Source organism: Shewanella sp. T24-MNA-CIBAN-0130, from assembly GCF_040310185.1.
GTDB classification, from domain to species: domain Bacteria; phylum Pseudomonadota; class Gammaproteobacteria; order Enterobacterales; family Shewanellaceae; genus Shewanella; species Shewanella psychromarinicola.
In genome coordinates this window covers 38,485-52,529 of the sequence record NZ_JBEOPP010000021.1, presented here as the reverse complement: position 1 = coordinate 52,529, position 14,045 = coordinate 38,485, and the positions used below count along the sequence as shown (strand labels likewise).

12 protein-coding genes and 1 pseudogene are annotated in these 14,045 nt (G+C 43.9%); 1 reads left to right on the top strand and 12 read right to left on the bottom strand.

What is annotated here, in order from left to right; all coding sequences use genetic code 11:
• Positions 1-247: 247 nt before the first annotated feature.
• The 10 genes and pseudogenes from proX to acnA all read right to left on the bottom strand — a co-directional run bounded on the left by proX (position 248) and on the right by acnA (position 11,350).
• Entirely contained in the window at positions 248-1,279 is a 1,032-nt protein-coding gene (gene proX / locus AAEZ02_RS10635; RefSeq protein WP_124012743.1) for a glycine betaine/L-proline ABC transporter substrate-binding protein ProX, read from the bottom strand.
• 9 nt (positions 1,280-1,288) lie between these two features.
• Positions 1,289-2,128: an ABC transporter permease gene (locus AAEZ02_RS10630; RefSeq protein WP_101033190.1), complete on the bottom strand. Its 840-nt coding sequence runs from the start codon at positions 2,126-2,128 to the stop codon at positions 1,289-1,291.
• Positions 2,129-2,154: 26 nt separating this feature from the next.
• On the bottom strand, positions 2,155-3,381 hold the full coding sequence (proV, locus tag AAEZ02_RS10625) for a glycine betaine/L-proline ABC transporter ATP-binding protein ProV (protein ID WP_101034765.1): 1,227 nt from the start codon (positions 3,379-3,381) through the stop codon (positions 2,155-2,157).
• Between the two features lie 687 nt (positions 3,382-4,068).
• Positions 4,069-4,798: pseudogene (locus AAEZ02_RS10620) on the bottom strand (hypothetical protein).
• Positions 4,799-4,983: 185 nt separating this feature from the next.
• Positions 4,984-5,439, bottom strand: coding sequence for a DUF2238 domain-containing protein (locus AAEZ02_RS10615; RefSeq protein WP_351123027.1), 456 nt, complete (start codon positions 5,437-5,439; stop codon positions 4,984-4,986).
• A gap of 29 nt (positions 5,440-5,468) precedes the next feature.
• On the bottom strand, positions 5,469-6,971 hold the full coding sequence (gene tnpC / locus AAEZ02_RS10610) for an IS66 family transposase (RefSeq protein WP_351122994.1): 1,503 nt from the start codon (positions 6,969-6,971) through the stop codon (positions 5,469-5,471).
• A gap of 80 nt (positions 6,972-7,051) precedes the next feature.
• On the bottom strand, positions 7,052-7,402 hold the full coding sequence (tnpB, locus tag AAEZ02_RS10605; RefSeq protein WP_351122991.1) for an IS66 family insertion sequence element accessory protein TnpB: 351 nt from the start codon (positions 7,400-7,402) through the stop codon (positions 7,052-7,054).
• The gene (locus AAEZ02_RS10600) at positions 7,399-7,746 is read right to left on the bottom strand and encodes an IS66 family insertion sequence element accessory protein TnpB (RefSeq protein ID WP_351122988.1); all 348 of its coding nucleotides are present in this window, start codon (positions 7,744-7,746) and stop codon (positions 7,399-7,401) included. The genes tnpB and AAEZ02_RS10600 overlap by 4 nt, the downstream gene beginning before the upstream one ends.
• 56 nt (positions 7,747-7,802) lie before the next feature.
• Positions 7,803-8,039 carry a DUF2238 domain-containing protein gene (locus AAEZ02_RS23730; RefSeq protein WP_502959589.1) on the bottom strand — a complete coding sequence of 79 codons (237 nt, stop codon included), beginning with the start codon at positions 8,037-8,039 and terminating at the stop codon, positions 7,803-7,805.
• Between the two features lie 590 nt (positions 8,040-8,629).
• The gene (gene acnA, locus AAEZ02_RS10595; protein ID WP_351087991.1) at positions 8,630-11,350 is read right to left on the bottom strand and encodes an aconitate hydratase AcnA; all 2,721 of its coding nucleotides are present in this window, start codon (positions 11,348-11,350) and stop codon (positions 8,630-8,632) included.
• Positions 11,351-11,442: 92 nt separating this feature from the next.
• On the opposite strand from acnA, the gene AAEZ02_RS10590 reads away from it, so the two are divergent.
• On the top strand, positions 11,443-12,819 hold the full coding sequence (locus tag AAEZ02_RS10590; RefSeq protein WP_351077170.1) for a lyase family protein: 1,377 nt from the start codon (positions 11,443-11,445) through the stop codon (positions 12,817-12,819).
• Positions 12,820-12,967: 148 nt separating this feature from the next.
• Here AAEZ02_RS10590 and AAEZ02_RS10585 read toward each other — a convergent pair whose 3' ends face one another.
• Positions 12,968-13,423 carry a hypothetical protein gene (locus AAEZ02_RS10585; RefSeq protein ID WP_351077167.1) on the bottom strand — a complete coding sequence of 152 codons (456 nt, stop codon included), beginning with the start codon at positions 13,421-13,423 and terminating at the stop codon, positions 12,968-12,970.
• A 43-nt stretch (positions 13,424-13,466) separates the two neighbouring features.
• A complete protein-coding gene (locus AAEZ02_RS10580; protein WP_232772099.1) occupies positions 13,467-13,748 on the bottom strand; it encodes a sll1863 family stress response protein in 282 nt (93 codons plus the stop codon).
• Positions 13,749-14,045: the final 297 nt, after the last annotated feature.

Below are 14,045 nucleotides of genomic sequence, written 5' to 3'. Positions count from 1 at the left end.
ACATTCATTTTTCTTATGGGTTATATTTTAAATAATGTGTTGAATTTGAAAAATATGTTCAGAACTTAGGCTTGTTTCGTTGAAAAAACATCATTCCCTCTTAAAGGGCTACATCATTATCAGCGTTGTACTCTTGCTTGAAAGCAGGTCCAAACATTTGACGAAACAATTGGTTTTTGTGAAAAAAAATAACCCGCAAGCACTGTACGTGTGCTCCGGGTTATAAATAAGCTATTGTAGGTTGAGGCTACTTCGCAGCGTTGCGTGCTTCAGTAAGCCAACCGTTCCATGTATCTTGGTTTTTGGCAATCCACTCATCTACGTGGCCTTGAATGTCCTGCGCACTCTTTTCACCATCGTTCATCCGAGTGTTCTGTTCGTTGACGTCGGCAAGCTGCAGGGTAAAGACCTCAAAAAATTTCCTTGCTGCAGGATTCTGCTTGGTGAATTTTTTGTTGGCGACTATTTGGATGTCAGAAGCAACAAAACCAAGTTTTACCGGGTCAGAAACCGCGCCTTCAAGCCCACTTATCGTCATCCGTTCAACGGCAACACTTTGGGCTTTTGTTGGATTAATTTCAGGCACGTTTATCCAGACTACGTCCTTGCCTGGCTTCAGTTTGAAAATGGTCCAGTTTGGTGCCCAAGTATAGAAAAATATTGGTCCACCATTTTTATAACCCGCCATCGCTGATGCCATTCCTGCTGCATATGAAGCTTGCACCGGATTGATAGAATCTTTGAGACCGTATACATCCATATGGTGGGTGATTATTTTTTCACATCCCCAACCTGGAGGACAGGCAGTCAGATCGGCTTTACCATCACCATTGGTATCAAATGCTTTCTTCACCTCTGGGCGTTTAAAATCTTCAAGGGAGGTAATATTATATTTGTCTGCGTCTTTTTTAGACACTAAATAACCCCCTAGACCACCGGCTTTCATTACATAACCAATCTTTTCAGCCTTTTCATCGAAATTGTTCGGTAGTTGATCGTTATGCATTGGAAACCAACCATTGGTCCAATAATCAATATCACCGAGAGTCACTGTTTTGTAAAAGATCGGATTCACCAGCGTTTTGGGTTTTTCCACATCATAGCCAAGAGTCTCAAGACCTCGTGCCACAAGTGCTTCCTGAAAAAATCCGGTATCCCACGTGGCTCGCGCAGGTTTAACGGTAACGCCTTCTCCTGGCTGGTGATTATCGGCAAGAACTGCCCCTGTCATTGTCATTGCAGCTAAAGCTGCACCAATTACTACTTTTTTAAGTATCATTTTCCGTCCTTATTTTTTTTTGGTTGCCATTGATTGGGTTATTCTATCTAGAATGATTGCTAATAAAACAATCGCTAGACCGCCAACGGTGGCTAGACCAATATCGAGTGTATTCAAGCCGAGAACGACAGGTGCCCCGAGGCCTCCTGCGCCAATCATAGCGGCAATCACCACCATGGAAAGCGACATCATGATGGTCTGATTAAGGCCCGCCATGATGGTCGGCAGAGCGAGTGGTATCTGAACTTTAAGCAAAACCTGCGAACTTGTTGCCCCAAAGGCGAGCGCAGCCTCGACCAACTCTGGATGCACCTGCCTGATACCAAGACTCGTCAATCTGACGAGCGGTGGCAAGGCAAAAATTATGGTTGCCAGAACACCGGCTGTATTGCCAATGGAAAAAAGCATCACTATGGGTACCAGATAAACAAAGGCTGGCGTTGTCTGCATCGCGTCCAAAACTGGCCGTAGAATGTTATTCACACGATCACTGCGACCAGCCCATATGCCAAATGGCACCCCAACAACGGTGCAGAACACAACTGATGAAAAGACCATGGCAAGGGTTATCATGGTTTCTGGCCAAAATCCAAGTAGACCGATGAGAACTAATGATGCGACCGTAAACCCCGCAAGTTTAAAACCTGAAACCCGCCAAGCAATAATGGCAAACACCACAACAACAAGGAGAGGCGGAGTTGCCAATAGACCGTCCGATACGCCGGACAGAATAAAATCTACTGGCCACTTGATCATTTGGAAGAACCATCGATATCCTTCAACCAACCAGTCAACAAAACTGGTGATCCAAACATCCAAGGGAATCACTCTTTCATCAAAACTGAACATTATATAAAACTCCTGAAGAAAGTATTCTAGGGTGCTGACTGCTCAAAATAGGTCCCCTTCTCTGCACGATTCAAGGTGCGAAGGAAGAGGTTTTTAGAAACAACGCCGCGATATCTACGTTCTGAATTTACTACCGGAATAGGCCAAGCATGTGATGCTACCAGTGGCAAGATATCCTGGAGACTATCGGTTTCCTGAACTGATTCTGCATCGCCCAGAAAAGCATGTTCAAGTTTGCTGGTACCATTACCTTTATCAATAACGTCGCGCAGTGAATCTGAAGAGACAACACCCAAAAACCGATGTTCTGAGTCAAGAACATAGGCAAATTCTCGATCTTTCATGCTCAACATTTCCAAGGTGGCTCGCGGGCTGCCTGCTTTAGTATGCCAGACGACCGTTGGCTGGCTATCGCGAACAATGTCCCCGGCGGAAATAACACCGGTTGGATCCACGCCCCGGAAAAATGCCCGGACATAATCGTCAGCAGGGTTCTGCAGAATCTCTTCTGGCGTCCCCACTTGAATGACTCGCCCGCCCTGCATAATGGCAATTCGGTCACCGATCCGTAATGCTTCGTCTAGATCATGGGAGATAAAAATGATAGTGCGCTCATGCCGATCTTGGAGTTTCAGCAGTTCATCCTGCATCTCTGTTTTGATAAGAGGATCAAGCGCCGAAAAGGCCTCATCCATGAGCAGGATTTCCGGATCTACAGCGAGGCCACGCGCCAATCCGACCCGCTGCTGCATACCACCACTTAATTCATTTGGATATGCATTCTCCAAGCCTTCAAGTCCGACTTGTTTCAAAGCATCTAAGGCTCGCTCCTCACGCTCTTTCTTATCCATACCATCAAGTTCGAGGCCAAATGCAGCATTCTCCAACACGGTCTGATGAGGCATAAGAGCGAAGGACTGAAAAACCATGCTGGTTTTACTTCTGCGGAACCTTACTAGCTCATCCTTGCTCATTTTGAGAATATCTTCACCATCAACTAACACCTCTCCAGATGTTGGTTCAATAAGCCTGTTCAGCATTCGTACGAGCGTTGATTTTCCTGAACCGGACAGACCCATAACGACAAAAATTTCACCTTTATTCACTTCAAAGCTTGCACCTTGCACAGCAACAGTAAGTCCTGTCTGTTCGTAAATTTCTTCTTTGCTTTTCCCTTGTTCCAGTAACTTTACCCCTTTGCGAGGCTCGGAACCAAAAACCTTATAGAGGTTTTTTATAACTATTTTTTCCATATCATTTTCTTCCATTACGCTCATTTACGTCGCTCTGCTTTATTGCACAAACTCTACATAAAAAGCACATGAATAGATCCTGCGAGGTTAAATATTTACGGTACATTTGCTAAATATTTTTGTATACAATAATCCCTAACTGACCTATTTGTCAATGTATACTTACCCTTGAAAAATTATAACCACTTGAAAGCAAAGGTTTTAACTAGGTAATACAAGGCTGTTCTTTGCTTGATATAAGGCTATTCCTTGGTTAATCTAAGGATATTTCTTGGTTAATATAAGGGTGTAATTTGGTTAATATAAGGGTCTTACTTGGTTAACTTAGCTGCTTATATATTATGTTAATTCCTGCATATTATTTTAGTTCATATTCTTTAATAATGCCCCTTATTGGGAGAAAGTAATTATTGAAAAGTGGATCAATTTTTCTAACAAAAACTATTGAAAAGTAGAGAATAGTCAAAGCAAGAGGAAGACAGAGTATGCGAACAAAAACTTACCATATATTAATCGATAGCTTGTGTTAGTTACCCAATCAAAGTGTACTGCGGATCATGGATCCGCAACCGAGTTATCCATAGTCTAAACAAGAGACCAGCTTGGCAGCGTATTCATCCGCTAAGGTAAATCATTTTCTAAGGTGATTATATTGGCCCATTAAGCGCAATTTCATCGACAATGTGATTATGATGAGTACTGCTTTAATTGAGCTTTTTTTATTCTTTGAAGAGAGCTCAACAGCCACATCATTAAGCCGCAGGCAAATAACCCATCTCGTTAGCAGTGCACTTTGTGCGATAACAATGCCGTCCACCCAAGGGCCGGAACATTGCACTCAAGCACCGATCATGACCTGATCATTTGGCGATATATCCATCAGTAATGCTTGAATTAATGCGGCTAATCCTACACTGCAGCCAATAAATAAAATCAGCCTATACAATAACCAAATATTATCGTAGGCACGGACATAAGCGAGGGGAAATATAATGGAACACACTATTGCGATTCCGGTGATGTTTAAGGCAGCAATATCGGCCGCAAGTACTATAGCGGCACCACAATAAACTCCGAGAGGTAGACCACTTAAAAAAACGAAATACAATTGGCTGTTCAAGTGATGTCGCCATGGCACTTAAGCCGTTAGAGATAAAAATTAATGTCAGAAAACAGCTAAAAATGGCATTTTCTATGGTAGCCGTGATCAGCATTAAAATAGGCATACCCAACGGCCTATCCCGTAAACACTAATAGCACAACCGCTCTGTGATGATGAGGAAAATATTTCGTTGATTTATGGCAGCATTGGCATCATCGAAGACGCCGATAATCCCAAAAGAAAGGTACTTAACGCTAATGCCAGCAAAATGGCGCTAGGCCCCTGTGTCAGGATTGTTGGGGACGTCCATCTCATCACCCATTCTTCTAATCAATAACACAGTCTTTTTCAGCATTGATTGCGATAGCCTTGCGAGGCTTTCAAACACTCAACTTAAATGACATTTATCAATAGATTGAGTCTAGCTAAAGAAATGTGTGTGGTATGGCTAATTCAAACTAGGACGCTCTCTTTCCACTTAACATCCCTTACTCTTTATTTTAAAATTTTAGTTTCAAACTTAATTGCCATTCTTCACCAAAGTCTTTCTGAATACGTGAATTGATATAAAGGGTAATCGCCATAGCTATCAATGCGCCAAGACTTGCCAATGCCATATCTTTATGTGCATCCCAAATATCGCCCTGCGTCCCCAAATACGCCATCCCTATGTCTCCACCAAATGCCTCTGCGGCGCCCCACTCAACCAGTTCATATAGCATCGAGGTTGCCATAATGAGATTTAAAGGAGCAAGATAGCTCCAAAATCCTTTCATACCAGCAATTCGGCAATACAACTCTCTGATAGGGTATGCCAATAAAAGGCCGTATAAAAGATGAATCAATCTATCAAAATTATTCCTGGTCCATCCCATATATTCATTAAGGCTAAAATTAAAATACGACGTTAAAAATGCATCATAAGGAACATTAGAATAAGTATAATATGAACCTATTTCATGTGTAACCGTCTAGCGAACCACACCTATTGTTTAACATTCCATGGTAACAAGCTATCGATATTGGGTTCTGGTTTACACAGCTCATCAAGGCAAACCATGATGTAATCAAATGGGATTAGACCATTTATTTTGGCGGTTTCCACAATACTGTAAAGCGTTGCACTTGCATGTGCACCGTTAGCCGTTTGGCTAAATAACCAATTCTTTCGGCCTATTACAAACGGTTTTACTGCGCGTTCAGCTCTATTGTTATCGATGCTGAGTCTTCCATCATCCACATAACGAATGAGTTTGTGCCATTGATTAGCCAGGTAATTAGCCGCCTCAATCAGTTTGGCATTGCCCACTAAATTTGGCTGGTTCTGCTCAAGCCATGCTTTTAGCTTGTCCAGTATAGGCACACTGGCTTGTTGTCTTGTCGTGTATTTATCATCCACACTTTTATCTTTAATACGTGACTCAACAGCGTACAATTTTTGGATAAGGCTCAATACCACATCCGCTTTGCCGGTTTTGTTTTTCCCTTGTAACTTTTTCGCGTCGATAAATTTACGACGAGCATGAGCCCAACAGCCAATTAACGTTGCCTCTGTTTTGGCATAGGCCTGATAACCATCCACGTGTAAATACCCTTGATATCCATCAAGATAATTAACCACGCAGGCGGCCGCGCGACTATTGTGGAAGTCGTAAAGCACGATATTAGGGATAGGATTATTAGGGTCTGGTGAATCCCGACCTGAGCAATACACCCACATGTAGCTGTTCACTTTATCGGATTTCACCACCTTTAATGGCGTTTCATCGGCAAACAACGTGGGTTGCTTTAACAGCTCGGCTTTAAGTCGCGCAACTAATCGCGCGAAGAGCGTGGCTGATTTATCTATCCAGCTGCTCATGGTCTGGCGACTGAGCTCAATACCGTATTGCTTGAACATCGATTCCTGGCGATAAAGCGGTAACCCATATTGGTATTTACTGGTGATAAGCTGACTGAGCAAACTGCTTGTTGCAATGCCTTTGTTGATGGGCATGACAGGCATTAAGGCTTGCTTTATCGGTGTGTGAGTCGAGGATTTATCACAGTGACGGCAAGCGTACTTAGGTCGAATGTGCTCAATCACTTTGATTTGAGCGGGTATAAACTCAAGCTTTTCTGACTTATCTTCACCCATTTTATGTAGATCACCGCCACAGCAATCACAGGTTTTATCTTCAATATCGTGGATAACTTGTTCACGGGGTAAGTCTTTTGGCAGTGGCTTACGCACAGGCTTTTTACGGGTATAGCTAATGGATTGTTGCTCAGCCTCAGCGGCTTCAACAATTTCTTCCACTTCATTGAATAGCTCGCCTTGCCCCACAAAGCCTTCAGCACTTTTGCCGAATTGTTTTTGTTGGGCCAGGCGCCAGCGTTCTTCTAACGCAGCGATTTGCGCATCTTTTTGTAAAGATAATTGCCGCTCATTTTCGAGCAGTTTTTCCAGCTCAGCGATGCGCTGTTGAAGGGCGAGTACATTATTCATAACGCCTATTTTAAGGCATCATGAAAGGCTTTCCAGTGCTAACTGAACATCTTTTGATGATCATCAATCGATCGTAATAATTAAAGTATTTGTTTACCTGCAACATCAATTTTGCTGTGACCAATCACATCATAACCTGCTAATAACCAGTGTAATTGTTGCTCGGTTAATGTCATGGTGGGTGACATGAGTTTAGGCCATTTGAACTTATGTTTATCTAAACGCTTATACCACAGGGCAAACCCGGTGTTATCCCAGTACAGCAGTTTGAGTTTGTCGCGGCCTTTATTACAAAACACAAATAGCGCACCACTGAGCACAGGTAGTTCAAGCTCTGCTTCCACCAAGGCCGCTAATCCATTAATCGATTTGCGAAAATCGACCACATCGGCACATAAATAAACGGTGGGCACATCAACAAACATCTTCATGCCATTAGCCCTTTAATAATGGCAACGATATCGTTCGTTGCTAAATTGGCTGGAAACATTAACTGGCCTGTGCGGATATCAAACTGCACCACATTTTGATGAGTTTGCGCGCAGACTTCAGTGGTAGTTTGTTTTAACTGAATAAAGCGTGATGAGAGAGTAGCGCTGAGGCCTGGCTTTGGTAAACTTGGTCCTTGCTGGTTCTCAGCCTGTAAAGCACGCTGTTTATAGTAAGTGGTAATAGCGACATTATGGTGTTGGCAGAATTCAATATTAGTGCCCTTAAAATTGCTGCGTTGCTGAAGTAGCTCCAGCCACTGTGTAGCTGTTCTGTAAGTTTTCATCGCCTGCTCCGAATTTATCATTGAGCAGGTATTTTCAAATAGTCAGATTAACGATGCTAGGTGTAGTTCGCTAGACGCTTACTTTCATGTAGGCTCATAAATACAAATATAAAACCATAAGAGACTCTCGATAATGGACATTTCTTATAGGATATAGCAATAAGGATGACAGATACGACGACCAGTACATTCTCAAGCGCCCAATCGGCTCGATCATAAGGCGATATAGAAAGTACTAAGCATTCAATAGCAAAGATGATTGAAAGGATTAAAAAATATTTTTTATGTTTCATATTATTTTTAGTCATTGTGAATTAAAGTCTTTTTATAGGGCTGCTAAAGGTCAGCTGTAGACTCCTTCCGACCCAATACCATCTTAAATCTGAGGTTCAATACCAAGTCTTAACACCACAAGCAGGAGGACAAGAAACACCTAAGGTTAATATCAGATTAGCTGGTTTTTTATGCTATCACGATATATTGACAAGACTAATGTTTACTTACATCAATGGATTGCTCAATCCATTTATACGCAAATAATGAAGATATTATGCTTTTTTATTTAAAAAAAACTCCTTTGAACGGTATTCGCCGTGTATATTTCACAATCTCAAGAAAAATTGATGGTTTAACGCTAAGAATTAAACCTTAGGCATGCTAACACGTTCAAAATATTCGAATAAAAAAGTAAAGCATTAATATTTGTGGTTACTTTCATGCTGATTTAACCTTTGATCGAGACGCACAGTGTCACCAAACGGCTAAACAACAAACCGTCGCTGCCCATCTCTATTTCGACAGAATACAAATAGGCCCAAGTCGTTAAACTTGGGCCTATTTACAGGTTATTTTAAACGGGTGATTACCTTATGTAGAACCCTGATTACTTAGCTAGATTGCGCAATACATAATGCAAAATACCGCCATGTTGGTAGTAATTGAACTCATTGGGGGTATCAATACGGATTTTCGCTTCAAACGAATCTTGCTTACCCGCTTTGTCGGTCGCAGTTACCTTGACGGTTTTCTGACCAGCACTCACGGCAGGAATACTGAATTGCTCTTCACCAGTGAGCTTCAGCGACTCTGCACTGTCATCTGGCATAAACTGCAAAGGTAAAATACCCATTCCAACCAAGTTCGAGCGATGAATACGTTCATAACTCTGGGCAATGACCGCTTTAACGCCCAACAGTGCAGGCCCTTTGGCTGCCCAGTCTCGTGAGCTACCCGTGCCGTATTCCTTACCGGCAAGCACGATACAAGGAGTGCCCTGTTGTTGATAGTGCATGGCAGCATCAAAAACTGTCATCGACTCACCATTAGGCATCAAGCGTGTCCAGCAGCCCTCAGTACCCGGAGCCAGCAGATTTTTCAGTCTTACATTGGCAAAGGTTCCGCGCATCATCACTTCATGGTTTCCGCGGCGCGAACCGTAAGAGTTAAAGTCCTTAATGGCCACACCAGCCTGTTGTAAATAGTCTCCAGCAGGACTGTTTGGGGCAATAGATCCCGCAGGTGAAATATGATCGGTCGTGACCGAGTCACCCAATTTGAGTAAACAACGGGCATTGTCGATAGCCATTATTGCTGGTATCTCAGCGCTGATCCCGTCAAAGAATGGCGGTTGTTTAACATAGGTGGAATCCGGCCAATTATATTTCTGACTCTGCACTACCTCGAGTCCTTGCCAGTCGGCATCGCCACTGTAAATATCGGCATAACGGGACACAAACATATCGCTTTGCACCGCGCTGGCCATGACCTGTTGGATTTCCTGATTGTCCGGCCAGATATCTTTTAAATAGACGGCCTTACCATCAACATCATCGCCAAGTGATTCACTGACCATATCGGCCTTCATATTACCGGCCAGTGCATACGCCACCACAAGGGGCGGCGATGCCAGATAATTAGCTTGTACTTCAGGATGAATACGGCCATCAAAGTTACGGTTGCCCGATAGCACCGAACACACCTTCAACCGGCCCTGCTGTATCGCTGCGCTGACGGGCTGAGGTAAGGGTCCGGAATTGCCAATACAGGTGGTACAACCGTAGCCAACTAACTGAAACCCTAAGGCATCCAAATCGACATTGAGACCCGATTTAATTAAATAGTCTGTCACCACCTGCGAGCCAGGTGCAAAACTGGTTTTCACCCAAGGCTTAACCTGTAAACCTTTTTGGCGGGCATTTCTGGCCAATAATCCGGCGGCGATTAACACTGATGGATTGGAGGTATTAGTACAACTGGTAATCGCGGCAATCACCACCGCGCCCGCTTCGAGGACAAAGTCCTTATCTCGATACTGGCAGGCAACACCAGTGTTGCCATCAGCGACCGGCACTGAGGGACCACCTTCGCTTGACAGTTCATCTTTACCTACAGTTTCGATTTGATTAACAGGGATCTGGCTGTCCAGCCACTGACGGAAACTGACACCCGCTTTATCAAGTGCAATCCTATCCTGCGGCCTTCTTGGACCGGCGATAGAGGGCACAATACTGCCCAAATCTAATTGTAAACTGGCGTGATAACAGGCTTTGTTCTCAGATGCGCTGCCCCACATGTCCATCTCTTTAAGATAAGCCTTTATGAGCTCGATCCGCTCAGGATCACGACCAGTAAGGGCTAAGTAATCTACAGTTTGCTGATCGATCGGGAAAATACCACAGGTGGCACCATATTCAGGGGCCATATTGGCAATGGTCGCCCGATCGGCTAAGGTCAATTGATCGACCCCTGCACCAAAAAATTCAACAAATTTTCCTACCACCCCAAATTCACGTAATTGCTCGGTGACCGTTAAGACCAGATCGGTGGCCGTAACCCCTGCAGGTAACTTGCCGATAAATTCAAAGCCGACAATCTCAGGTAGCAGCATGGTAACGGGTTGGCCTAACATGGCGGCCTCAGCCTCAATGCCCCCCACGCCCCAACCCAGTACGCCCAAGCCGTTGATCATGGTGGTATGAGAATCTGTACCTACCAAAGTGTCGGGGTACAATAAGTTATCATCCTCTTCTTTGACAAAGACCACCCGAGCCAAATATTCTAGATTGATCTGATGCACGATACCGCGCCCTGGCGGCACCACTTTAAAGTTGTCAAAGGCCTGCTGACCCCAACGCAGAAACTGGTATCGTTCACGGTTACGCTCGATTTCGATGGCGGTATTTTTTTGCATCGCACCGGTTTCGGCAAATACATCGACCATAACGGAATGGTCAATAACCAGCTCAACCGGATTGAGTGGATTAATAGCATCAGCATTACCCCCTAATGTTTCGATAGCATCACGCATCGCGGCCAAATCGACTACCGAAGGTACACCGGTAAAATCCTGTAAAATGACCCTAGAGGGCACAAAAGCGATTTCAGTTTCTGACCAGTTATCCAGATCCCAGCGTGCCAAGGTGTCAATATCCTCTGGCTGGACAAATTCCGAATTCTCATAACGCAGAAGATTTTCTAACAATATTTTTGCCGCAAAGGGTAAGCGGGATAAGTCATAGTGTTCGGCTAATCGGTCAAAGCTATAATAGCGGAAATTTTTTCCATTACTTTCAAGCTGTTTCAATAATTGCATCGAATTTTTCATCACTGATCTCCCAGTAAACGTTTAGTGGCACTTCATGCTAAGCTTAATTAACACCCTAACATATCCACATCAAAATCGACGCGGAAAATCCTATGAGCAAGATGCGTATAGAACATGACAGTATGGGTAATATCCAGGTACCAGAGGATGTTTATTATCAGGCGCAAACTCAACGCGCACGGGATAACTTCCAGTTTTCTGAACGGCGTTTTCCGGTAGCGGCGTTACTCGCCTTACTCGATATAAAATTAGCAGCAGCACAAGCCAATAGCCAGCTCGGCTTGCTTGATAGCACCATGGCAACAGCCATTCAGCAAGCCATTACTGCCAGTAAAAAGCTTGATTTTTCGCAGCATTTCCCGATTGACCTATTCCAAACGGGCTCCGGCACCAGTTCTAATATGAATGTTAATGAAGTGATTGCCAGCCTCGCCAGCGACATTTTGCAGGCAAAAGTTCACCCCAATGATCATGTCAATATGGGTCAAAGCAGCAATGATGTCATACCTGCCTGTATTCACATCAGCACGGTTAGGCGTTTAAAGGGGCAACTGCATCCGGCCATTATGGCTCTGAGTGACAGATTGCAGCATTTGGCTGTGCAGCATTCAAATCTGGTCAAAACGGGTCGCACCCATTTAATGGACGCCATGCCCATCACCCTAGGTCAGGAGCTGCAATGTTGGCAACAACAACTCAACAGTGCTCAAGATAGGATCCAGCAGGTGGAACTGACCTTGAATTATTTACCTTTGGGCGGCACAGCCGTCGGCACGGGGGTTAATTGCGATCCACGTTTTGCCGAACTGGCTTGTTACTACCTGCAAATGCAAGATCCGCATCCCTGGCAAGCGGCGGCAAACCCGGCCTTGTATATGAGTAGTCAAGATCACACTCTAGCCATGGCTTCGGCGCTCAAAGGATTAGCGGTCACCTTAATGAAAATCGCCAATGATTTGCGCTGGATGAATTCCGGCCCTATCGCCGGATTACACGAAATTAGCTTAACGGCGCTGCAACCGGGCTCATCGATAATGCCCGGCAAGGTCAACCCTGTGATCCCCGAAGCCATAGCCATGATTGCCGCTGAAGTGATGGGTAATGAAGCTACCATAACCATCGCGGCTCAATCGGGTAATTTTCAGTTAAATGTCATGCTGCCACTGATTGCCGATAAGTTGCTATCCAGCATCGATTTATTGACCCATGCCTGCCAAGCCATGACAGACAAAGTGTTTGCCGAGTTTCAACCTAATGTCGATAATTTAACCCAAGCATTGCAGAAAAACCCCATTCTTGCCACCGCACTCAATTCAGTACTGGGCTACGATATGGCCGCTAACATTGCCAAGCGTGCTGATGCAGAGCATAAATCTGTTTTAGAAATTGCACTTGAAGAAACCGAACTGGGCGAAAGTGAACTAAAAGCCATACTCGATCCCTTGCATCTGGCAAAACCCCATCAATAACAGGTATGAATAGGTATGAATAGGCCATAACGATTGGTAACAATAGCGAAGGAAGTAAACACCTAGGGGAAACCTGCTGTGAGGAGCCTCATGCAAGGTATTGAGGGCGCGAGAGGTTAAATAACTCCGGCTACCCGTTTATGACAGTTTATTCTTTGTGCCTAGATTCTTTTTCAGATTTTCTCCAGGCATCCTCGAGGGCTTTATATGAATCTAAGAACCCTTTTTTCATCTGGTCCCACGAATTGGCAGAACTGGTTTTCATGCTGCCATACCATTGGGCAACTTGATTGCGTTGCTTGCGAACAGTCTTAAGGTTCTCACGAGCTTCATTGCGCGCGGCCTCGCTCATTTTGTCCCAGTTTTGATCAATCGCCGCCTCCAGCGTATCGATTCGTTTATCCAGTTTATTCAGGCCCTCTTTTGCTTTTATAACCGCCTCATCTCTTTTATCAGCAGTATATGAGTCGATGGCGGCAAGTAAATCCTGCGTTTCTTTTTTAACCTCTTCTAATGAAGTATTGGCGTTTTCCGTTTGGGCATAGCCCAATGGAGTCACACCCAATATGCCAACCAATATCAATGCAAAGACGTGTGATTTCATTTGTAACCTCCTTTTAATGATTAGCAACCATAGTGAAGGATGTTTACTTGAATCTTGAAGTCGCAGACTTAAATGCATGACCAAGAGAATCCCACGCACTATCAATACCTACTTTAAGGTCCTCCCAAGCATCGTCACTCGCGTTCTTAAGCTCGGTAAGCTTATTGGTGGCAGTTACCTGCATAGCTTGCAGTTCTTCAATTTTTTTATAGTATTCAAGTTGTTTATCAGCTGCTGCACCGTCGGCTTTTGCTCTGAGTTTGTTGATCTCCGCACTCCACTCGTCTAATTGCGCCTGTAATTTCTTTTCGTATACTTGTTTCATACTCATCATTATGTTCCTGTTAATAAATGGATTAATAACCGTTTTACACTACTGTTTTACACTACTAATGTGTCGAATTTTTCGCTTTCACCGCCTTTACTTTTACAGGAATGAAAGTTAAATGATATGACGTCTAAAAAAAGCATATTAGTTTTTAATGGGATCGTCAAACAATCACCTGCCCATATTTATCAAGCTCTACTATGCTTTTATTGCCTTTCACTGCCTCATGATAATGCCAACAAGCGATCAAATAATACAAAGGTTTAAATGGTTTTAATGTTAGCGTCCTTGCTT